The following is a 22,846-nucleotide window of genomic DNA, read 5'->3' on the forward strand; positions in this document are numbered from 1 at the left end:
ATCTGACCCCATTTTCACTTAATCTTCGTCTGAATCCGCTTCCTGGATCACAGGAATTGGCTTACCCATACTGGTTAAAATGTTACGCACTTCCACCGGAATTTGATGTGGATTGTCTTTGCGTAAATCTTCATCTGCCGGCAAAGGCTGGCCAGTGAACGCATGCAAAAAAGCTTCACATAATAATTCGCTGTTGGTGGCATGACGCAGGTTGTTGACCTGGCGGCGGGTTCTTTCATCTGTTAACACTTTCAATACGTTCAACGGGATAGAGACTGTAATCTTTTTCACCTGTTCGGACTTCTTTCCGTGTTCCGCATAAGGGTGAACATACTCACCATTCCACTTTGCCATAGGGATACCTTGATTGAATTTAGTTATATGGTCTGTTGACCTTTGCTACGTTGTCGCGCACGTACACGTAATTGGACGAAATTTTACTTCTTTATACTCCCGAGTACAAACTCTGCGCAAGATTTAATAGTACAGACGTCTAAATGTTTTGACTTCTTATTTTTGCTGGGTATACTTTTAGACGTCTAAACATCTAAATTTGAGGTTTTTTATGAGCAAACAACACTCAGCCACAGTAGCTGCCCGCGCCGGAATAGCGCAGGACTCTGCTTATGGTGCTGTTACGCCGCCTTTGTATTTAACCTCAACTTATGAACTCAAAGCCTTTAAACAACCCGGCAAATATGATTATTCGCGCTCGAATAACCCAACACGTGATTTATTAGGTGATGCTTTGGCGGAGCTGGAAGGCGGTGCTAAGGGTTTAATTACCGGCACTGGCATGTCAGCCTGTTTATTGGCACTGCAACTGATTGGCCCGGAAGATACTTTAGTGATCCCACATGATTGTTACGGTGGCAGTTATCGTTTATTTCTGAATTTAGCCACTCGCAAAAAAGCTTTTAAGCTGGTTGTGGTGAATTTCCAGCAAGCCGACTGGGCAGAACAAATTAAAGCAGCGCAGCCAAAAATGATTTGGGTTGAAACCCCAAGCAATCCGCTGCTGCAAATTACTGATGTCAAAGCGACAGCAGAGCTGGCTAAAACACTGAATGCGATGCTTGTGGTAGACAACACTTTTTTATCACCGGCTTTGCAAAACCCTATAGCTTTGGGCGCTGATATAGTGATTCATTCCACAACCAAATTTATTAATGGCCACAGCGATATCATAGGTGGTGCTTTAATTGCCAAAGACGCTGCTGTGGGTGATGAGCTGAAATGGTGGGCGAACTGTTTAGGTGTGACGGGTGGCGCTTTTGATGCCTATCAGACTTTACGTGGCCTGCGTACTTTATTACCCCGTATTAAACAACATCAGCACAATGCACAGCTGGTGGTAGATTTCCTGCAAAAACAGCCACTGGTGGGTCGTGTCTATTACCCAGGCTTAAAAGATCATCCGGGTCATGCCATTGCCAAAGCACAGCAACATGGCTTTGGTTCCATGCTGAGTTTTGATCTGGCTGCCGATGAAGCCTATCTATCAGTGTTTTTTGAAGCCTTGCAGTGTTTCACTTTGGCCCAGTCTTTAGGCGGCATTGAAAGCTTAATCTGCCACCCTGGTTCTATGACTCATGCTTCTTTAGATGCAGCCACACAAAAAGCCGCTGGCATAGGCCCAACCTTAATTCGCTTATCTGTGGGTATTGAAGAAGCCCAGGATTTAATAGCCGATCTGGCGCAGGCTTTTGCTGCAGTCGATGCAGCGGTAAAGCACAACAACCCAACAGAAAAAGTTCAGTCAGAGCCAGCAATAGTAGTTAGCACTGAACAGCAGCAATTCAGATTAAATCCGGCACTTAGTGTTTTATGGTGAATGTTATGAGCAGTACAGTGAAGAATCAAAACACAGTGCATAAATTTGGCGGCAGCAGCTTAGCCAGCGCTGAGCGTTTTTCTGCAGTCGCCGCTATTATGGCAAAAGAGCCACAAGCCTGGGTCGTGGTATCAGCACCTGGCGACACTACGGACGAGTTATTGGCTTTAATCGACAGCCGCGAACAACCAGAGCTTTTTGCAGCACTGTTACAGCAACTGACTGAAAAGCTGGGTTTACTTATCCAGCGCACTTTAAATGAACAAAACGCGGCTGTGCTTATCACTAAAGTACAAAGCTGGTTCGCTGAAGTGCCGGGCTTTTTAGCTACAGCTCAGTTTAACGATGTGCTGGCGATAGGTGAGCGCTTATCCAGTCAGCTCTTGGCGGCATTACTCAATCAACAAGGTTTGACCGCCACTGCTATTGATGCCCGTGATTTTTTACGTTTAGACGGCAGTGAAGTGCAATACGAAGTGTCCTCTTCATGGCTGGCACCTTTTGAAACTAGTGGCATTAAAATAGTAACAGGTTATATAGCCCGTGATTTACAAGGCAACAGCATCACTTTAGGCCGCAATGGCAGTGACTATTCAGCAACTATTGTAGGCCGTTTAGTCAAAGCCCAGGCTATTCATATCTGGACTGATGTGGATGCAATTTACAGTGCCGACCCACGTAAAGTACCTTCAGCCCGGGCTTATCGTCAGGTGCCATGGCAACAGGCTTTAACTTTGGCTCAGTTGGGTAATCCGGTGTTGCATGCCAAAACTTTAAGTCCTTTATTGGATGCGCCTGCGGATTTAATAGTACGTAGCAGTTTTGAACCGAATCACCCTGGCTGCAAAGTCAGCCAACAAGCTGCTATTGAAGTGCAGTTTTTAACTGACTTACCTCAAGCTGCATTAGTGACTGTGCCTGCAAGTTGCAAATTAACTGCTGCAGCTGTGGCTTCCGCCTTACAAATTACCGTCTTTGCAGCACCTAATGCTCCAAATCAATGGATAGTCGCCAGCCATCAGGTGGATACTTTATTAAGTTATCTTGCAGGCCAGCAGGTATTTGCGCGAGTGGATCCGCAAGCCTTTCATGCTGTGGTTTGGGTGAAACCTGCTGCCCGTCAGCAAAAACAAGTCAATGCTGCGGCAGGGCGTTGGTTAGACCGTCAGCAAGCTGCTTTTAGTTTTGAAGACGAACAGCTGGCTTTATGGTTATTCCGAAGCGCTTTAACCTCTTTGGAACTGACAGAGCTGCACCAGCTATTACTACCGACTCAAGTGCAGCTGAATGTTGTAGTGGCAGGCACAGGCAATGTGGGCGCTGAGTTTTTAGCTTTATTGGCGAAGCAGCAACAAGCCTTTGCTGGTCAGATTGATTTAAAACTTGCAGGTTTATTTAATTCCCGTCAGGCACTTTTTGCTGAAAAAATTGATATTCACAACTGGCAGCAGGCGCTGTCTTTGGCTCCTGCTTATACTGAAGCTCAGCTGGAACTGGCACTTGCGCAGTTACCTGAACCTAAAGTGCTGGTGGATTTAACGCCAAGCCGTGCTTTTGCCGAACGTTATCCGCAGTTTATCAACGCAGGTTTAGATTTAATCAGTGCCAATAAACAAGGTGTGACCTTGCCACTGGCGCAGTATCAGCAGATTAAACAAGCGGCTGAACAGCAGCAGGTGCAGTGGCTGAGCAATACCACTGTAGGTGCTGGTTTACCGGTACAACGTTTATTGCAGGAATTAAAAAGCAGCGGCGATACAGTGCATAGAATCAGCGGTATTTTCTCCGGTACCTTGTCCTGGTTACTGGCAAAATTTGATGGCAGCAAAGCCTTTTCCGACTTTGTGTCAGAAGCACAGCAATTAGGCTTAACTGAACCTGATCCACGGGATGATTTATCGGGTAAAGACGTACAACGTAAATTGCTGGTGCTGGCCCGCGAGCTGGATTTAGATTTGGATATTGATCAGATTGAATTGGAGCCTTTATTACCTGCTTCGTTAAGCGCTGGCAGTATTGATGACTTTTGGGCCGGGCGCACAGTGCTTGATCAGGAGTTAGCTAAGCTACAGCAACAAGCTCAGGCTGCAGGTAAAGTCTTACGTTATGTCGCCGATTTAAAGATAGTTGCAGGCAAAGCCAAAGCGCAGGTGTCTTTAGTGGCTGTAGAGCAGACCGATCCGCTGGCGGCCATTTTGCCTTGTGACAATATTTTTGTCATTGAGTCCGACTGGTATCAACAGAATCCTTTGGTATTAAAAGGCCCAGGCGCTGGTCGTCAGGTGACGGCTGGTGGTGTTCATGCCGACTTAGCCATTTTAGCCAAACAAAAAATTGCCGCTGCCAAAGCAGCTAAACATAGCCAGGCTCAGGCCGCAGCCTGGGTGAAGTGAGAAATAATATGTCTTTTGTCAGCGCACAGTATATAGAATCCATTAACCGCAACCTGCAGGATGTCGCAGGCAAGGTCAACGTCAGCTTTGAGTTTTTTCCGCCAAAAACACAACAGATGGAAAACACCTTATGGCAATCGATTGAACGTTTAGCGCCTTTGGCACCTTCTTTTGTCTCTGTGACTTATGGTGCGAACTCAGGCGAACGCGACCGTACACACGACATTATTAAGTCGATTAAACAGCGCACCGGTTTAATAGCTGCACCGCATTTAACCTGCGTTGATGCGAGCCGTGCTGAACTTGAGCGTATTGCCAAAGACTACTGGGACAATGGTATTCGTCATATTGTCGCTTTGCGTGGTGACTTACCGCCAGGCAATAAAGAAAAACCAGCTTTGTATGCCGCGGATTTAGTAGAGATTTTACGTTCAGTGGCCGACTTTGATATTTCAGTGGCGGCTTACCCTGAAGTTCACCCAGAATCGCCAAATGCTCAGTTTGATTTACTAAACTTAAAACGCAAAGTGGATGCCGGAGCTTCCCGAGCTATTACTCAGTTCTTTTTTGAACCGGAAAAGTACTTACGTTACCGTGATCGCTGCGCTGCTATTGGTATTGATGTGGAAATAGTACCGGGCATTTTGCCTGTGACTAATTTCCAGCAACTGACTAAATTTGCCACTATGACGAACGTGGCTATACCAGGCTGGATGAATAAAGCCTATGAAGGGCTGGATCAGGACGCAACTACCCGTAATCTGGTCGCTGCCAATATAGCTATGGATATGGTCAAAGTGTTAAGCCGTGAAGGAGTGAATCATTTCCACTTCTACACCTTAAACCGCTGCGAATTGAGTTATGCCATCTGCCATTTATTGGGCGTGCGGCCGCAGAGTGCCATTGCCTGAGGTCATTCATAGTATGAACAACAGATGCTTTCTCAGTCTGAAGTTCAGCCCGGAGCAACAACGGCTGCTGCATGCTTATCAGCAGGCGGCTTTTTGTCAGGATGCCAAATGGCACCCAGTCAACAACCTGCATCTGACATTGGTATTTTTAGGTCAGCAACCTTTAACAGTGCAGCAGCAGTTATGGTCACAAAGCCTTGACCTGCTGCGCCAGTTTCCTCCATTTGAACTCTGTTTTGACGAGCTGAATCAGTTCAGGCAGGCCAAAGTGCTGTATCTGGGCGTCTCTCAACCACCCGAAGCTCTTATGTCAGTGCAGCAACAGCTACAGCAACTGGCTTTGCCTTTTCTGAATATGCCAGTGCCGGAACTTTTTGTGCCTCATGTCACCCTTGCGCGTAAGTTTCAGTCTGCTGGCGCTTTTCCATTAGCAGTGCCGCCTCTACGCCTGTTTTGCACAGAAGTTGCCTTATATCACTCCATCAGCACAGAGCAGGGCGTAAGCTATCAGCCAGTGCATACTTATACTTTAGTCCCAAAGGGCTAAATCTTTACACTAGATCAACACCTTAGCAGCTAGACTTAGTTACACTCAGCTTGTGTTCTGCTACTGGACGGATTCAGATGTCGCACCGCTCTTATTTATTTTCTTTGCGTATTGGTCATGCGCTGCGGGAATGTCTGGCTGAAGGCTATAGCTTTGGCGCTTTTAAGTTAGATCTGCTGGCCGGTATTACCGTAGGTATTATTGCTATTCCTCTGGCGATGGCGCTGGCTATTGCCAGTGGTGTGCCGCCGCAATACGGTTTGTATACAGCAGTGATCGCAGGTTTTCTGATAGCGCTGACTGGCGGTTCCCGTTACAGCATTAGTGGGCCTACCGCGGCTTTTGTGGTTATTTTGTACCCTGTGGCGCAAAGTTATGGTCTGGCGGGCTTGCTGCTTGCGACTATCCTGTCCGGTGTGATGCTGATCATCATGGCCGCTATGCGTTTTGGCCGTTTTATTGAATATATTCCCGAGGCTGTCACTTTAGGTTTTACCAGCGGTATTGCTGTGGTGATTGCCACTTTGCAAATCAAAGATGTATTTGGTTTGCCTATAGACAAGCTGTCAGAACATTATCTGGAAAAACTACAGCAACTGTCTTTCGCTTTACCAGACATGCACTGGCCATCCTTGCTGGTGGCTGTTGTCACTTTAGCTGTGATGTGGCTCTGGCCAAAACTAAAACTGCCTTTACCTCCGCATTTACCTGCCATAGTGATTGCAACCGCCTTGGCCTTAGCGCTGGCTCAATTTGGGCTGGAGCTGGATACCATAGGTAGTCGATTTAGTTATCTGTTGCCTGATGGCTCGCAAGGGCAGGGTATTCCAGCTGTGTTACCCGAACTGACCTGGCCCTGGTTGCAGGCTGGCCCTGATGGGCAAGCTTTACAATTTAGCACTCAAATGGCGAAAGACTTATTGGCAGCAGCTTTTGCAATGGCGATGTTAGGCGCTATTGAATCTTTACTGTGCGCTGTAGTTTTGGATGGTATGACAGGGCGCAGACACAGCGCTAATAGTGAATTATTGGGCCAGGGCATAGGCAATATAGTGGCACCATTTTTAGGCGGCTTTACTGCAACAGCTGCTTTAGCCCGTTCTGCCGCTAATGTGCGTGCAGGAGCTCAGACGCCTATCGCAGGCATGATCCATGCGCTGGTGGTGTTATTGGCTTTACTGGTACTGGCGCCTGTATTGGCTTATTTGCCAATGGCGGCAATGGCTGCTTTGTTATTGGTTGTCGCCTGGAATATGAGTGAAGCGCCCAAAGCTGTGCATCTTCTAAAAACAGCGCCCCGTAACGACATTATTATTTTCCTGATTTGTTTTGGCTTTACAGTGCTGTTTGATATGGTTATTGCCATCAGCTGTGGCATGGTCATAGCCGCTTTTTTCTTTGTGAAGCAAGTGGCCGATATGACCCGGGTCGCGGATATCAGCCATAACAGAAAATACCTGCTTGAGCCTTTGCCGGAAGGCTGGAAAGCATTTCGGATCAGTGGGCCTTTGTTTTTTGCCGCAGCAGAGCGGGTTTTTGGCGAGCTATCGGTCAAACTCAAGCAACAGCAAGGCGCTATTTTAGTGATGGATGCCGTGACGCTGATGGATGCCGGCGGACTCTCTGCTTTTACCAAACTGGTGAGCCTGGCTGAAAAGCAGGGCATTCATTTATTGGTGACAGACTTAACCTTTCAACCGCTAAAAACTCTGGCGAAAGCTAAGGTGCAACCTTTGCCTGGTATTTTGAGTTTTTATTCAACCTTAGCTGATGCGCTGAATAGCCTGCCGGGTCAGAATATCGATCCTCAGGGCGAAGCTGTGGGTCTTTGATTTAAGTCAGTTCGACTTCTGCCTTGGGCCATTTTGGTCTAAGCTGTGGTCTTTCTGCAGTGGATCTGGTGCTTGTTTGAATTTATGAATTAAATAAAATAAAAATTCACTAATTCAGCATAATAATTCTTGAAACTGCATGGCGAAGCCACTACACTGGCCACACTTTTTTGGCGTGGCCTTAATTTATTATTTTTGTTTTCGGAGACTCAGCGACCTATGTCCACTCAATCCACTTCCCCTACCACCAAACTGCGCAGCGCTGTCTTAGGTGCTGCCGGCTATAGCGGCGCCGAATTGGCCGTTATGTTGGCACGGAATCCGTATTTTGAGTTGAGTTACGCTTTTGCATCCGCTGGCCGCGCTGCTGAACCTTTTTCGAATTTATATCCACGTTATCAAAACGTTGTGGATATCCTGGTACAGCCCTGGACTGATGATCTAGTGGAAGACTTAGCTGACAAACTGGATGTGGCTTTTTTAGCTTTACCTCATGAAGTCAGTGAAGCTGTTACGCCTTTATTACTGGCCAAAGGCATAGCCGTGTTTGATTTATCCGGCGCGTTCCGTTTAAAAGATCCGGCTTTGTATCCTAAATATTATGGCTATGAGCATCAGCATCCAGAACTGCTGGATCAAGCTGTGTATTCATTAATGGAGTGGCTGGATAAGCCGTTGCCACAGTTGGTGTCTGTGCCAGGTTGTTACCCAACGGCCTGTTCGCTGGCCTTATTGCCTTTGTTAAAAGCAGGTTTAGTGGCTGATGGCTGTATTCCTGTGATCAACGCCACCAGTGGTGTGTCAGGTGCGGGCCGTAAAGCGGCATTAAGCACGTCGTTTTGCGAAGTCGGCCTGAATGCCTATGGCTTCTTTAAACACAGACACAGACCTGAAATTGAACAGAATTTAGGCCGCAAAGTGGTGTTTACGCCACATTTAGGCAACTTCAAACGTGGCATTCTGGCCACCAGCGTGGTGACGTTAAAGTCTGGCGTTACTGCAGAGCAAGTGGCAGCAGCTTTCCAGCAAGCATATGCAGCTAAGCCATTAGTACGTTTAGTCAAACATTCGCCCAATGTGGCTGATGTGGCAGGTACGCCATTTTGTGATATCCACTGGCAACAGGATGCTGAGCAACTGGTGATTGTGTCCGCTATTGATAACTTACTCAAAGGTGCTGCTGCTCAGGCGATGCAGGCGGCCAATATTAAATTTGGTGCTCCTGAAACTGCAGGTTTATTTGCAGGAGCCGCAGAATGAGCCAGACACCTTTAGTACTTAAAATGGGTGGTCGTTTATTACAGGATCAGGCCGCTTTAGATGCCTTATTAAAAGTTTGTGCCCAGTTGAAAACTCAGTATCCGATCGTGCTGGTGCATGGCGGTGGTGATCAGGTGGATCAGTGGCTGGCCAAATTTGGTTTTACCACTGAAAAAATTGATGGCCAGCGGGTATCTCCAGCAGAACAAATGCCTGTGATCTCCGGTGCTTTAGATGGCGCAGTCAACGCTGACATGGTGGCTCGGGCGACATTGCAGGGCTTAAATCCTGTGGGGTTAAGTCTGGCGGCAGGTGGCAGTTTAGCTTTTGATATTAATCATAAATTAGGCGCTGTTGGTATTGCCAAACCTAATAATCCACTACTGCTGAATACCTTATTGGCCCAGGGTTTTACTCCTGTATTCAGCTCTATTGGTTTAAGTGCCGATGGCCAGCTACTGAATGTGAATGCCGATATTGCAGCTGCTGCTATTTGTCAGCTGGTGCAGGGCCAATTGGTCTTACTGACCGATGTGCCTGGTATTCTCGATGCCAATATGCAGCTTATCCCAACCTTAACTGCAGCAGAAGCTCAGCAACTGGTCACAGATGGTGTGATTAAAGGGGGCATGAAAGTAAAACTGGATGCTGCGCTCGAAACAGCCCAAGCACTGAAACGTAATATTACAGTGGCAGGATGGCAGCATCCGGACGATTTATTAAAGTTGATGCAACAAGAAGCAGTAGGTACTTGCATCGTGTATTGATCCCGAAACAAAACACACCATAAGGGTGTGTTGCAACGATAAGGATGCCGCCTAGCGGACATGCAGTGTGTTTTTATGAGTAAATTAACCCAGCTTTTATGTTTAGCTGAATTGGATCAGAACCAATTATCCGACCTGCTGGAGCTAGCGCTTCAGATCAAACAAAATCCAGAGCAATACAGCTCTGCGCTGAAAGGCAAAAGTATTGCTTTGTTGTTTGAAAAACCTTCTTTGCGAACTCGCGTCAGCTTTGATGTAGGGATCAATAAATTAGGTGGTCACAGTGTGTATCTGGATCAGCAAAACGGAGCTATGGGCGTACGCGAATCAGTGGAAGATTTTGGCAGTAATCTGGCCTGTTGGTGTGATGCCATAGTGGCGCGGGTCTATTCTCAGAAAACATTAGTATTGCTTTCGCAAAGCAGCAAAAAACCAGTGATTAATGCACTGAGCGATTTGTACCATCCTTGTCAGGCTCTGGCCGATTTGTTGACGTTAAAAGAGCATTATGGCGACTTAAGCAAAGTGCATCTGGCTTTTGTCGGCGACGGTAACAATGTCTGCCACTCGCTGATGTTAGGCGCTGCCATTATGGGCATGACGCTGACTGTGGTCACACCACAAGGCTTTGGTCCTGATGCTCATGTATTGTTAAAAGCTCAGGCGATAGCAGAAAAAAGCGGCGCTAAACTGACCTTAAGTCAGCATGTGTCCGCAGCTGCCGGTGCGGATGCTATTTACACCGACACCTGGTTGTCGATGGGGGCTAAGGCCGACCCTAAACTGGTCGAGAACCTGTTTGCGCCCTATCAAATCAATACCGCTGTGATGCAGCGTTTAGCCATCAAACATTTTATGCACTGCCTGCCGGCACACCGTGGGCATGAAGTGACCAGCGAAGTGCTGGACAGTGATAATTCCTTAGTGTTGCAACAGGCAGAAAACCGTATGCACGCTCAGAATGCAGTATTAGTCAGTTTATTTAGTTGAGGTTGGACATGAGTATCAAAAAAGTAGTGTTAGCTTATTCAGGTGGTTTAGACACATCAGCCATTGTGCCTTGGTTAAAAGATAACTATGACTGTGAAGTGATAGCTTTTGTTGCCAACGTAGGTCAGGGTGATGAAGAACTGGCAGGTGTGGAAGAAAAAGCTATTAAGTCAGGTGCCAGCTCGTGCTACGTGGTTGATTTACGTGAAGAACTGATCAAAGAAGTGATTTACCCTACCTTAAAAACAGGTGCAGTGTATGAAGGCCAGTATTTGCTGGGTACTTCTATGGCACGCCCTGTGATTGCCCGTGCTCAGGTTGAGCTGGCGCTGAAATTAGGTGCTGATGCGTTATGCCACGGTTGTACTGGTAAAGGTAATGATCAGGTGCGTTTTGAAGGTGCTTTTGCGGCCTTAGCACCGCAGTTAAAAGTCATAGCGCCATGGCGTGAATGGCAATTTAACTCACGTCAGTCACTGCTCAATTATCTGGCTGAGAAAAATGTGCCAACCACAGCTTCTGCCACCAAAATTTACAGCCGTGATGCCAACTTATGGCATATCTCGCATGAAGGTGGTGAGATTGAAAACCCGTGGAATGAGCCATCAGACCAAATTTGGATGTGGACTAAATCTCCAGAGCAGGCACCGGATAAAGCCGAACATATTCAGTTAAGTTTTGAAAAAGGTGAACTGACCAAGTTAAACGGTGAAGCTGTAGCTCCTGTCAAAGCCATTGAAGTGCTGAACGCTATTGGTTCAGAGCATGGCATAGGCCGTATCGACATAGTGGAAAACCGTTTAGTGGGCATGAAATCCCGTGGCTGTTACGAAACTCCTGGCGGCACTATTTTAGTGGCGGCCTTACGTGCTTTGGAATCTCTGGTGTATGACCGTACTTCACTGAAATACCGTGAAGAAGTGGGCTTAGAGTTTGCTCAACTGGTTTACGATGGCCGTTGGTTCACGCCGTTAAAAGATGCCTTGTTAGCCGCTGCTACTTCTTTGGCCGACCAGCTGACAGGTGACATAGTGGTCAAACTGTACAAAGGCAACGTGACAGTGACGCAACGCCGTTCACCCAACAGCTTGTATTCTGAAGCCTTTGCGACCTTTGATGGCGATGAAGTGTACAACCAAAAAGATGCTGCAGGTTTTATCCGCCTGTATAGCTTAGCCAGCCGTATTCGCGCTTTGCATAGCAAAGGTTAAGCTTCTGGCGTAATTATTCGGGCGGCTACCAAGCCGCCCATTCTATTTGGATAAGAGGTATTTATCATGGCGATGTGGGGTGGTCGGTTTACCGAAGCCAGTCTGGCCGAGTTCAGTGAATTTAATGACTCATTAAGTTTTGACTATCTGCTGGCGCAACAGGATATTCAGGCCTCCCGTGCCTGGACCATAGGCTTGCTTGAAGCTGGCATTATTACTGCAGCCGAAGCCGAGCAACTGGATCATGCGCTGGCTGATTTAGCTTTAGCTTTAGAATCTAATCCTAAGCTACCGTTGCAGACGCAGGAAGAAGATATTCATAGCTGGGTGGAAGCTCAGTTGCAGCAAAAAATTGGTGCAGTAGCGAAAAAGCTGCACACAGGCCGCAGCCGTAACGACCTAGTGGCCACCGATTTACGTTTGTGGACTAAGCTAAATGCCACTCAGGTGCGCAGCACTTTGATTACCGCTATTGGTGCATTGATTACTTTTGCTGATGCGCATTTTGGTGCTGTGATGCCGGGCTTTACTCACCTGCAGCGGGCTCAGCCTGTACTGGTCAGTCACTGGGCTTTGGCTTACATCGAAATGTTTAAACGGGATTTAAGCCGTATTGACGATGCTTTAGAGCGTATGGATGTTTGTCCTTTAGGTTGTGGCGCTTTAGCTGGCACTGGTATTCAAATTGACCGCACCGCTTTAGCCCAGCGTTTAGGCTTTAAATCAGCCGCGCTTAATAGTTTAGATGCAGTGTCCGACCGGGATTATGTGGTGGAGTTATCCGCTACTGCTTCTTTGTGTATGACGCATTTATCGCGCTTATCTGAAGATGTGATTTTCTTCTGCTCAGGCGAAGCGGCGTTCTTTAAGCTCGGAGATGCGATCAGTAGCGGCTCGTCTTTGATGCCACAAAAGAAAAACCCTGATGTGTTTGAATTATTACGTGGCAAAACCGGCCGGGTGCTGGGTCATTTAGTGGCTATTTTGCATGTACTCAAAGGTTTGCCTTTGGCGTACAACAAAGATATGCAGGAAGACAAACAGGGCTTTTTCGATTTAGTGGCAAGCTGGCAACAATGTTTGCTGGTGCTGGCGACAGTACTACCGCATTTATCGGTTAATGTAGAACGTTGCCGTTTAGCTGCTGAGCTTGGCTATAGCAACGCCACCGACCTGGCTGATTATCTGGTGGGTAAGGGTATCGCCTTCCGTGACGCTCATGAGTTATCCGGTGAGCTGGTGCTGGTGGCTTCAAAGCAGCAAAAACCGCTGGAAGCTTTAGCTTTAGCCGAAATGCAGCAGGTATCGCCTTTAATCAGCGATGATGTTTTTGCCGCCCTGACCATTGAAGCAGGTCTGGCAAAACGCGCCTCTTTAGCTGGTACCAGTCCTGATCGGGTTAAAGAAGCCTTAGATGCTACTAAACTCTGGTTCGAAGCCTTGTAATTCAAGAGGCAGAAAATGGGGGCAGATCACCTTGTTAACAGTTAACAATATGATCTGCCCCCATTTTTGTTTGGCTATACTTTAAAAAAACTGTGTGGATCAGACACTGATGAAAAAGTGGCTTTTTTTATGTTTTGTGGCATCAGTGCATGCTACACCTGTGGTCAAAGCTGGCCATCCAACGAATTTCAGTTTTTCTTTACCTGGTGCCTCAGAGCCAAAAGGTTATGATGCTTCTTTGTTACGCTGCATAGAGCAACAAAGCCAGTTGCAGTTTGACTGGAAAAGTTACCCTAACATCCGCTTATTTCATCATGTCGCAACAGGAGAGCTGGATTTAGTCTACCCGGCGTTGTTTGATGCTGAGCGTGATAAAAGCTCTGTGCGGTCTATCGAGTTTGTCACAGTGAGTAATATATGGTTAACCTTGCCAGACTCAAAAGTTGATCTGACAAACAAGGCCATCTCTGTCTCCGTAAAACGTGGTTCACTACAAGCCAGTTATTTGGAAAAAGCGGGGTATTTGAATGTTGTTTATGTTGAAGAATTTGATAAGCAATTGCTGACTCTGGACGCCAGAAGAGTGGATGCTGCCTTGCTGCCGGATTTGTCATTAAAGGCATTGCTGTCTGAGCAAAGTCCGCTTTACCGCCAGCAGGTGTTTAATACCACATCAGGTGGTTTTTATCTGAGCAAGGCTTTTGGTAAACAATATATTCATTCGATTAATCAGGCTATTCTGGCTTGTCAGCAACAAATTCCAAAGCCAGCGTTGCCCGATAAATAGCCTGATTAAGGGTTAGATGTTATTGAGCAAGGGCCTGCTTGGCCTGAAAATCCAGTTCAGCTTTGAGTTCAACCGGCAATTTGAGCTGACGTGCCAGCTCCTGTAAATAAGCGCCTTCCATATAATTTTGCTCATTGATCACCAATAAACTAGCCAGATACATCTCCGCTGCCATTTCTTCTGTCGTAGCTGCCTGAGCAATATCAGCCGGATCCAGTGGCTTTGCCATTTCCTGATCAAACCAGCGCTGCAGGCTTAGATCTGAAGTCAGCTTCGCTATTTCGCTGTCAATCAATTCGCGTTCCTGTTGATCTATATGACCATCAGCTTTGGCTGCACCGATCAGTGCCTTTAAAATAGCGTTACTGTGCTGCTCAGCTTCTGCTGCAGGTACACGATCCACTGTCTGAGGTTCATGTTGATCCACAGTCCCTTTATTTTGTTGTTGCCAGTTGCCATAGGCTTTATAAGCCAGCACACCCAAAGCAGCCAAACCACCATAAGTAATGACTTTCCCACCCAGACTGCGGCCTTGTTTTGAACCGAGCAGCAAAGCCAAAGCGCCACCTGATAAAGCACCACCGCCAAAACCTGACATGAGTTTGCTGGCGGAGGACGTTGCCGAAGATAGATGAGGGCTTTGTGCGGCTGATTTTTGTTGCATCAGATCTGAGCCTGCTTTCAGCAGTTGCTCTAATAAGCCTTTAGTATTCATTTATAGAAGTCCTTGAATTATGGTTAGTTCTTATCAGACTTGTTTCAGCACAGAAAATTCAGTTGTAGTTGTAAGCAGATATAAATAGTTGCGGAGCTGACATAAAAAAGGCCGCTTAAAAGCGACCTTTCACTGCATGCAAGAGACTGTGATCAGAACAACTCTATTTCGTCCTGCTGTTGCTGATTATTTTGTGTTGGTAATTGTTGCACTGATGAGTTCACATAAGTTTTGGGTTCAGTACCCTGAATAAAAAACTCGAAGCCACTGCTGTTATCTGTAGCCTGAGTTAATAATCCCGTTTTCAGATCAATCCGCACTGAGGTGATGCCTACAGGAGGCTGCATATAGACTTGTGGTTTATCTTTTAACGCAAAACCAACAAACTCCTGCCAGGCCGGTAAAGCTGTTCTAGCTCCGGACTCACCGCCAGCTATCTGGTCTTTGCCTAAGTTATTATTCCAGGCTGTTTTACCTAAGCGGCTTTCAGCATCATCAAAACCTACCCATGAAGTGACCACAAGTTCTGGCGAAAAACCAGAGAACCAGGCGTCTTTTACATCATTGGTCGTACCTGTTTTACCGGCTAAATCCTGACGTTTTAACTCTCGTAACTTGTGAGCTGTACCCAGCCAGCCAGTGCCTGCTTTCCAGTCACCGCCACCCCAAATCGAACTTTTCAGTGCGTCAGCAATTAAAAATGCATTTTGTGCTGATAACACCCGTGGTGCATAAGCCGGAGCTGTTGTAGTCGCTGGTTCTGTTGTCGCTGTTTGTTCGGCAAAAGTAGCTTCCAACTGAGCCTCAGGATCTGCTGTTTCTGCCAGAGCTGCGGCTTCTTTTGCTGCTTGTTCCGCAGCGGCCTTGGCTGCTAAGTCTTGCTGTTCACAGTCAGCACACACAGGCACGGGAATGTGCTCAAAAATCAGGTTATTTTGATCATCCAGAATTTTAGTAATGACATAAGGCTTCACTAAATACCCACCGTTGGCGAATACCGCATAACCTGTGGCCAGTTCAAGCGGAGTTAACGAAGCTGAACCTAAGGCCAGAGTTTCACTGTATGGCAGGTCTTTTTCTCTGAACCCAAATTTAGTCAGATGCTGGCGGGTATTTTCTACACCCACAGCTCTTAATAAGCGCACTGCCACCACGTTCTTGGATTTGGCTAAGGCTTCACGAATACGGATAGCTCCGTCATACACTTCTGGTGAGTTTTTCGGACGCCATGCTTGATTTGAACCTTCATCCCACTGGTGAATAGGTGCATCGTTCATTAAGGTTGCCAGCGTTAGATTAGCTTCCAGCGCAGCAGAATAAATAAAAGGTTTGATGTTAGAACCGACCTGGCGATTCGCCTGAGTGGCGCGGTTAAACTGTGTCATGGCAAAACTGTAACCGCCGACTAAGGCCTGCACAGCACCATCTTTCGGATTAATGGCCACTATAGCGCCGCTGACACCTGGAATTTGGCCTAAACGCCATTCGCCGGCATCAGGGCGCACTAATACATGCATACCAGGCGCTAACACGTCGGCCGCTGCTTTAGGTGGATGGCTTTGTCTGTCATGACTGATAAAAGCCCTGGCCCAGTTTAACCCCTGCCATGGCAGGGTGATTTTACGGCCACCGGATAAAATGGCTTCTGCCTGCTGGCCTGACACTTCAGTAATAACGGCCGGAATTAAATCTTCCAGACCATTTTGTGTATCCAGATAAGAGAGAATAGCTTCATCCGTCATGCGGTCTGTTTCAGCAAATTTAACTGAACCATCTTCCTGAGGTTGGGCTGTGGCTTGCCACAAGGTAGCGACAGGACCGCGGTAGCCATGGCGTTCATCATAGCCCACGACATTTTTTTGCACCGCAGCGACAGCTTTACCCTGTAATTTAGAATCTACAGTAGTAAACACCTGAAAACCTTTGGAATAGGCTTCTTCTTCGCCATATTTATCCACCACTTCCTGACGCACCATTTCGGCTATATAAGGAGCTGAAGCGGTAATTTGCGCGCCGTGCAGTTTGGATAAAATAGGTTCCTGCAGTGCTTCATCATACTGAGCCTGAGTGATGTAGCCTTCATTCAGCATACGCCCCAATACAATATTGCGACGAGCCCGGGCACGGCTTGGCGAACGTACCGGGTTTAATACCGAAGGGCCTTGCGGTAAACCCGCAATAATAGCCATTTCAGATAAAGTTAAATCCTGAATGTTTTTGCCAAAGTACACTTGCGCTGCAGCACCCACACCAAAAGAGCGATGCCCTAATTCAATTTTGTTTAAATACAGCTCCAGAATTTCATCTTTGGTGAGTTCCTGTTCGATACGTAAAGCTAAAAATATTTCTTTAATTTTACGGATCAGCTTTTTCTCCCGGGTCAGGAAAAACACACGAGCTAATTGCTGAGTAATAGTACTGGCACCTTGCCTGGCTTCACCACTCATAGCAACGACGGTAAAGGCGCGGAACATACCAATCACATCAATACCAGGGTGTTCATAGAAGCGGTTGTCTTCTGTAGCAAGCACGGCTTTGAGCAGTAAATCAGGCATTTCTTCCAGTTTTAACGGAATACGACGTTTTTCACCGAACTGTGAAATAAGTTCGCCGTCCTGACTAAAGACACGCATTGGCGTTTGCAGCTTCACATCTTTTAATGTGGCCACACTTGGCAGGTCATCTTTGACATACCAGTAACTCGCCGCAACCAGAGCTACAACGGAAAAAGCACCTGCAATCACCAGAATGATTAGTTTTTTAAACCACGACACTGATTAACCTCAATGTATATTTTTGGATCTAGCGGGACTGCTAGTCTGTTTTTTTTTAAAAGCTGTTTGCTGACCCTACGCAATCTTGTATGAAACGACTAAGCTCATGACAGAAGTTCAATATAAATCATTGACCTGTGCACGGGACGCTATGCTAAAGCAGCTGTTTCAAACAAAAAAAACCTTAATGTTAGGGGTCGATATTGGCTCACATGCTGTTAAAGCTGTGTTATTAAGCCAACACAACCAGCATTATAAAGTAGAAGCCTTTGCAATAGAACCTATGCTGAAAGGCACGATGGTGGATCGTGAAATTCAGGATATCGAAGCTGTCGCCCACGCTTTATTGAATATCAGAAAAAAGATAGATAAATCAATTAAGTATGCAGCAGCTGCTGTGTCTGGTTCTTTGGTGATCAGTAAAGTAATTTTTATGGATGCCAGTTTAACAGATGCTGAATTAGCCCGTCAGATTGAATTGGAAGCCGATAGTTTAATTCCATACCCGCTGAATGAAGTCAGTTTAGACTTTGAACGGCTGGAAGCCAATGAAACCGATCCAAGCAAAGTGAATGTGCTTTTGAGTGCCGCCCGCACCGAAAGTGTTCAGGCCCGTGTTACTGCGCTGGAGTCGGCTGGATTTACCGCCAAAGTAATAGATGTCGAAAGTTCAGCCTTAAGCCGCGCCGCTGAGCTGTGCCTGGATCAATTGCCCGAAGATGCGGCAGAAAAAGTAGTGGCTGTATTGGATATAGGCGCCACTATGACGTTGCTGAGCATAGTGGAGGGCGATAAAAACCTCTACACCAGAGATATTGCCTTTGGTGGCGAGCATTACAGCCGCAGTATTATGAATTACTACAATAAAACCTACGAAGAAGCAGAACAGGCGAAAATTCTGGCCGACTTGCCTCCCAGTTACAGTTTTGAAGTCCTGGCCCCTTTTCAGACCATGTTATTACAACAAATCCGCCGAGCTATTCAGATGTATCTGACCACCAGTGGTAAAGAGCAGGTGGATTATTTGCTGATCAGTGGCGGTACCAGTTTGCTGGAAGGCATAGACACTCTGATCAGTGACGAACTGGCCATTCAGGCAGTGATCGCCAATCCGTTTCGTCATATGGAGTCAGCCTCGGCTGTTAATCGTCAGGAGCTGACGGAAAAAGCCCCTTGCCTGATGATTGCTACAGGCCTAGCACTACGGAGTTTTAACTCATGGCATCAATAAACCTGCTGCCATGGCGTGAAGCCGCGCGTAAACAACAACAATTGAATTATCTGACGGTATTGGCTCAGGTCGCTGTATTGGCCTTTGTGTTGATGTTTTTTGTTTATTGGCTTTATCAGGCCCGCGTGGAAGGGCAACTCAGCCGCAATACCTTACTGGAAACAGAGATTCAGGTGTTGGATCAGCGTATTGCCCAAATCAGTGAGCTGGAAAAACAAAAAGCCGGTTTGCAGCAACGTATGTCTCTGATAGAGCAGTTGCAGCGCAGCAGAAATCTGGGCACTCAAATTATGGATGAAGTGGCCAAGACTGTACCTGCTGGGGTGTATCTGGTGTCATTAGATAAGAAGTTTAACAGGTTACTGGTGACAGGGAAAAGTGAGTCTAATAACAGATTATCCAGCTTACTGCGGGTGATAGAGCAGTCGCCTCTGCTGACTCAGCCTGTACTGGAGTTTATTCAGGCCAGTAAAGAGGACAGTGGTTTACTCAGTGATTTTAAAATGCACTTACGTTTGGTGGGGGCTGAACCGCCACCACTGCCAGCAGATCCTGCTGCTAAGCCTGGTGTTGCTAAAGCCGGAGCAAGTCAATGAGCCTGAACATTAACTTATCCGACATAGATTTATCGGAGATTGATTTTAATAACATGGGCGCCTGGCCCAAGGCTGGAAAAATTGCGCTGGCTTTGGTCGTGGCTTTTGTCGTGATGTTGCTGAGTTATTTTTTCCTGATTGAAGCTCAGGTGACGAACCTCGAAGCAGCACAACAAAAAGAGCTGGAACTGCGGGTGGATTACCAAAATAAATATGTAAAGGCGATCAATCTTGAGTTGTACCAAGAGCAAATGCTGGAAATGGAAAAAACCTTTTCCACCTTATTAAAACAACTACCTGCAACCCACGAAACTCCGGGCATGCTGGATGATATTACTTTTGCCGGTACTTCAGTGGGGCTGACCTTTGTCCGGATTAACTGGATGCCGGAAATTGAAAAAGAGTTTTATACCGAATTGCCTATCCAGATTGAGGTGGTGGGGGATTATCACCAGATTGGTAATTTTGTCAGTGAAATTGCCAAGTTACCCCGTATTGTCAGTCTGCATGATTTTTTGATCCAAAGCAGGGAAGACGGTAAACAGAGTTTTAGTGTTATCGCCAAAACCTACAGATACAAGGAGCTGAAAAAATGAAACTGACTTCATTGCTTCTGCTTTTTACGACCCTGTTTTTAGCAGGATGTTTTGACGATACCGCAGACATTGAGCAGTTTATGGCGGATGTGAAAGCGAACTCCAACGCTCAAATTCCGCCTTTACCGCCGGTCAAAGCCTTTGAACACTTGCCTTACACCAGCTCCGACTTACGCAGTCCTTTTAGTTTGCCATCACCGGAGGCTTACAACCAACTGCCTGTGCATCAGCCTGGTTGTATTCAATTGGATAATCAGCGCGAAAAACAAGCATTGGAACAATTTGCGGTAGATAACTTAAAAATGCGTGGCACCCTGGGCCATGCTGATCAGTTATGGGCTTTGATTGAAGCCTCAGATCAAAGTTTGCACAGGATCAGTATCAACGACAGATTAGGTTTATTTCATGGCAAGGTGATCGCTGTAAAGCCAGACTATATTGAGATCACAGAATTTATTCCTGATGGCAGTGGTTGCACTGTGCAGAGGAACAGCAAATTGCAATTGTTGGATGCGTCCGCTGATGCAGCCGAAACTAACTGAGCACCCTGAATCATGATAAAAATTAAAACAAGCTCCAGGCTTCTGCACCTTAGTAAAGTAATAATGCTGTTTTGTGCTGTGTTGGCTTTTTATACCTCAGCACGGCAGAGTACAGACTTTATTAATGAGATTGAATCGATAGATTTTCGTCGTGGAGAACAAGGCGAGGCAAAGGTTTTGGTATTCCTGCAGCAAAATTCGGCTGCTGTGGATGTGGTTGAACAAAATGGCCAAATCCAGTTGGACTTTCATGATACTCAAATCAGTGACGAGTTATTGTATCAATTGGATGTGCTGGATTTCGCTACTGTGGTCAAAGGTATTGAAACATTCAGGGAAGGCGACAAAGCAAGGTTGGTGATTGCAACGCTCGATTCATTTACCTACAGCTACCAGCAAGTCGATCAGGTATTTCATCTGGTGGTGCAAAAACGCGCTGCGGACCAGCAGCAGTCAGCCACAACAGCTCAGTATGTAGGCCGTGCCATTTCTTTGAATTTTCAGGATATTCCAGTACGTACAGTGCTGCAGATCATTGCAGATTACAACGGTTTTAATCTGGTGACCAGCGACTCAGTGACAGGCAATATCACCTTAAGGCTAGACGGCACGCCCTGGGATCAGGCGCTGGATATAGTGCTGAAAGTGCGTGGTTTGGACAAACGTATGGATGGCAATATTCTGATGATAGCGCCCTCTGACGAGCTGGCAGCACGCGAAGCGAAAGAGCTGCAGGCTCAGCAACAGGTGGAGCAGCTGGAGCCTTTACTTTCTGAGTTCCTGCCCATTAATTACGCCAAAGCGGCGGATATTGCCGCTTTGCTCAACAACAAAGAAGCCACTTTATTATCTGCCCGCGGCAATGTGGCTGTGGATGATAGAACCAATACCTTGCTGGTGAAAGACACCGCCATGACCATTGAAAGTGTGCGGCGTTTACTGCGACGGCTGGATGTGCCGGTGAAGCAAGTGCTGATTGAATCCCGTATGGTGACAGTTAAAGACAACGTGCGGGACGAAATAGGCTTACGCTGGGGTTTTAGCGACCAGCAAAATGACAGAGCCTGGTCTGGCAATGCACTAGGTGCAAATAATCTGGCTGGTGGCACAGTGCCTGCACTCAATGATAGATGGAATGTGAATTTACCTGTGGCGAATCCGGCTGGCAGTATAGCTTTTCATGTGACTAAATTTGCTGATGGTACTTTACTAGATTTGGAGTTGTCAGCGCTGGAGCAGGAAAACAAAGGCGAAATTATTGCCAGCCCCCGTATTACTACGGCCAACCAGAAAAAAGCCCGGATAGAGCAGGGTACTGAAATTCCTTATCTGGAAGCCTCCAGCAGTGGCGCTACTACTGTCACCTTTAAAAAAGCAGTATTGAGCCTTGAAGTCACCCCGCAAATTACGCCAGACAATAAAATTATTCTGGATTTAGAGATCACTCAGGATACCCGGGGTGAAACTGTATCGACGGGCAATGGCCCTGCGCAGGCGATAGATACGCAGCGCATCCAGACCCAGGTGCTGGTCGATAATGGCGCTACAGTAGTTCTGGGTGGCATTTACCAGCAGCAGATGACCAATACCACCTCTAAAGTACCAGTATTTGGTGACATTCCCTATTTAGGTAATTTATTTAAACGCCGTAATGACTTTAATGAAAAAACTGAATTACTGATTTTCGTTACACCAAAAATACTGACTGAGAGCCTGTAGCACTATGTAAAGCAAGGCCGGAGCTGACGCTGGCTCCGACAGAAAATTCGCTTGCCAAGCCAAGCTGATTGCTGACATAATTCACCGCTTCAAATTTTCGTGGGAGCTTTCGGGTCCTGAAATTAACCTTCTAAGTTAGCGCAGCAGCATTACGAACTATGGCAGAAAAACGCAATATCTTCCTGGTAGGCCCAATGGGTGCAGGCAAAAGTACAATTGGCCGTCATTTAGCAGACATGCTTCATCTCGAATTCTACGACTCAGATCAGGAAATTGAACGCCGCACTGGTGCAGATATAGCCTGGGTATTTGATCTGGAAGGCGAAGAGGGATTCCGTGTTCGCGAAGAAAACGTGATCTCGGACTTAACAGAATTACAAGGCATAGTACTGGCGACTGGCGGTGGCTCAGTGCTGAGCAAAGAAACCCGCAACCGTTTATCCGCGCGTGGCATAGTGGTTTATTTAGAAACCCCTATAGAGAAACAAGTGGCCCGTACTCAACGTGACAAAAGACGTCCGTTGTTACAAACCGAAGAGGCACCAAAAGAGGTGCTGGAACGTCTGGCGGCTGAGCGTAATCCTCTGTATGAAGAGATCGCTGACTTTACCGTACGCACAGACGAACAAAGTGCCCGTTCAGTGGCGAATCAAATCGTTGAACAACTTGGTTTCTAGTTTGAGATAACTTTTCAG

20 protein-coding genes are annotated in these 22,846 nt (G+C 46.7%); 17 read left to right on the forward strand and 3 right to left on the reverse strand.

Features of this window, described 5'->3' with window-relative positions; genetic code table 11:
- Nucleotides 1-18: 18 nt before the first annotated feature.
- Complete coding sequence (gene metJ / locus LSG37_RS18910; protein WP_233081451.1) at nt 19-354, reverse strand: met regulon transcriptional regulator MetJ; 336 nt, start codon at nt 352-354, stop codon at nt 19-21.
- Nucleotides 355-565: 211 nt separating this feature from the next.
- Between metJ and metB the strand changes: the two genes are divergently transcribed.
- From metB to LSG37_RS18965, 11 genes are all read left to right on the forward strand, one after another.
- Complete coding sequence (gene metB, locus LSG37_RS18915; RefSeq protein ID WP_233081452.1) at nt 566-1,834, forward strand: cystathionine gamma-synthase; 1,269 nt, start codon at nt 566-568, stop codon at nt 1,832-1,834.
- Nucleotides 1,835-1,839: 5 nt separating this feature from the next.
- Entirely contained in the window at nt 1,840-4,227 is a 2,388-nt protein-coding gene (gene metL, locus LSG37_RS18920) for a bifunctional aspartate kinase/homoserine dehydrogenase II (protein ID WP_233081454.1), read from the forward strand.
- Nucleotides 4,228-4,235: 8 nt separating this feature from the next.
- Nucleotides 4,236-5,138, forward strand: a complete 903-nt coding sequence (gene metF, locus LSG37_RS18925; protein WP_233081456.1) for a methylenetetrahydrofolate reductase — start codon at nt 4,236-4,238, stop codon at nt 5,136-5,138.
- Nucleotides 5,139-5,151: 13 nt separating this feature from the next.
- On the forward strand, nt 5,152-5,685 hold the full coding sequence (gene thpR / locus LSG37_RS18930) for an RNA 2',3'-cyclic phosphodiesterase (RefSeq protein WP_233081459.1): 534 nt from the start codon (nt 5,152-5,154) through the stop codon (nt 5,683-5,685).
- 77 nt (nt 5,686-5,762) lie between these two features.
- Nucleotides 5,763-7,517, forward strand: coding sequence for a C4-dicarboxylic acid transporter DauA (gene dauA, locus LSG37_RS18935; RefSeq protein WP_233081461.1), 1,755 nt, complete (start codon nt 5,763-5,765; stop codon nt 7,515-7,517).
- A 219-nt stretch (nt 7,518-7,736) separates the two neighbouring features.
- On the forward strand, nt 7,737-8,777 hold the full coding sequence (gene argC / locus LSG37_RS18940; RefSeq protein ID WP_233081463.1) for an N-acetyl-gamma-glutamyl-phosphate reductase: 1,041 nt from the start codon (nt 7,737-7,739) through the stop codon (nt 8,775-8,777).
- Nucleotides 8,774-9,544 (forward strand): acetylglutamate kinase, encoded by a 771-nt coding sequence (gene argB / locus LSG37_RS18945; protein WP_233081465.1) that lies wholly within the window; start codon nt 8,774-8,776, stop codon nt 9,542-9,544. The genes argC and argB overlap by 4 nt, the downstream gene beginning before the upstream one ends.
- 75 nt (nt 9,545-9,619) lie before the next feature.
- The gene (locus LSG37_RS18950; RefSeq protein WP_233081467.1) at nt 9,620-10,534 is read left to right on the forward strand and encodes an ornithine carbamoyltransferase; all 915 of its coding nucleotides are present in this window, start codon (nt 9,620-9,622) and stop codon (nt 10,532-10,534) included.
- Nucleotides 10,535-10,536: 2 nt separating this feature from the next.
- Complete coding sequence (locus tag LSG37_RS18955; protein WP_233081469.1) at nt 10,537-11,745, forward strand: argininosuccinate synthase; 1,209 nt, start codon at nt 10,537-10,539, stop codon at nt 11,743-11,745.
- Between the two features lie 66 nt (nt 11,746-11,811).
- Entirely contained in the window at nt 11,812-13,191 is a 1,380-nt protein-coding gene (gene argH, locus LSG37_RS18960; protein ID WP_233081470.1) for an argininosuccinate lyase, read from the forward strand.
- A 109-nt stretch (nt 13,192-13,300) separates the two neighbouring features.
- Complete coding sequence (locus LSG37_RS18965) at nt 13,301-13,978, forward strand: substrate-binding periplasmic protein (RefSeq protein ID WP_233081471.1); 678 nt, start codon at nt 13,301-13,303, stop codon at nt 13,976-13,978.
- A 19-nt stretch (nt 13,979-13,997) separates the two neighbouring features.
- On the opposite strand, the gene LSG37_RS18970 is transcribed toward LSG37_RS18965, so the two are convergent.
- Nucleotides 13,998-14,693, reverse strand: coding sequence for a tellurite resistance TerB family protein (locus LSG37_RS18970; RefSeq protein ID WP_233081472.1), 696 nt, complete (start codon nt 14,691-14,693; stop codon nt 13,998-14,000).
- A gap of 152 nt (nt 14,694-14,845) precedes the next feature.
- Nucleotides 14,846-17,467 (reverse strand): penicillin-binding protein 1A, encoded by a 2,622-nt coding sequence (locus tag LSG37_RS18975; RefSeq protein ID WP_233081473.1) that lies wholly within the window; start codon nt 17,465-17,467, stop codon nt 14,846-14,848.
- A gap of 106 nt (nt 17,468-17,573) precedes the next feature.
- Between LSG37_RS18975 and LSG37_RS18980 the strand changes: the two genes are divergently transcribed.
- From LSG37_RS18980 to aroK, 6 genes are all read left to right on the forward strand, one after another.
- The gene (locus LSG37_RS18980; RefSeq protein WP_233081475.1) at nt 17,574-18,698 is read left to right on the forward strand and encodes a pilus assembly protein PilM; all 1,125 of its coding nucleotides are present in this window, start codon (nt 17,574-17,576) and stop codon (nt 18,696-18,698) included.
- The gene (locus LSG37_RS18985; RefSeq protein WP_233081477.1) at nt 18,686-19,294 is read left to right on the forward strand and encodes a PilN domain-containing protein; all 609 of its coding nucleotides are present in this window, start codon (nt 18,686-18,688) and stop codon (nt 19,292-19,294) included. The genes LSG37_RS18980 and LSG37_RS18985 overlap by 13 nt, the downstream gene beginning before the upstream one ends.
- Nucleotides 19,291-19,890: a type IV pilus inner membrane component PilO gene (locus LSG37_RS18990; RefSeq protein WP_233081479.1), complete on the forward strand. Its 600-nt coding sequence runs from the start codon at nt 19,291-19,293 to the stop codon at nt 19,888-19,890. Before LSG37_RS18985 ends, LSG37_RS18990 begins: the two co-directional genes overlap by 4 nt.
- Nucleotides 19,887-20,432, forward strand: coding sequence for a pilus assembly protein PilP (locus LSG37_RS18995; protein ID WP_233081481.1), 546 nt, complete (start codon nt 19,887-19,889; stop codon nt 20,430-20,432). The genes LSG37_RS18990 and LSG37_RS18995 overlap by 4 nt, the downstream gene beginning before the upstream one ends.
- Before the next feature lie 63 nt (nt 20,433-20,495).
- Nucleotides 20,496-22,151 carry a type IV pilus secretin PilQ gene (locus LSG37_RS19000; RefSeq protein WP_233081482.1) on the forward strand — a complete coding sequence of 552 codons (1,656 nt, stop codon included), beginning with the start codon at nt 20,496-20,498 and terminating at the stop codon, nt 22,149-22,151.
- A gap of 158 nt (nt 22,152-22,309) precedes the next feature.
- Nucleotides 22,310-22,828 (forward strand): shikimate kinase AroK, encoded by a 519-nt coding sequence (aroK, locus tag LSG37_RS19005; RefSeq protein WP_008900467.1) that lies wholly within the window; start codon nt 22,310-22,312, stop codon nt 22,826-22,828.
- Nucleotides 22,829-22,846 lie beyond the last annotated feature (18 nt).

The sequence above is a fragment of the Rheinheimera soli genome, from assembly GCF_021290985.1.
In the GTDB taxonomy this organism is placed as follows: Bacteria; Pseudomonadota; Gammaproteobacteria; order Enterobacterales; family Alteromonadaceae; genus Pararheinheimera; species Pararheinheimera soli.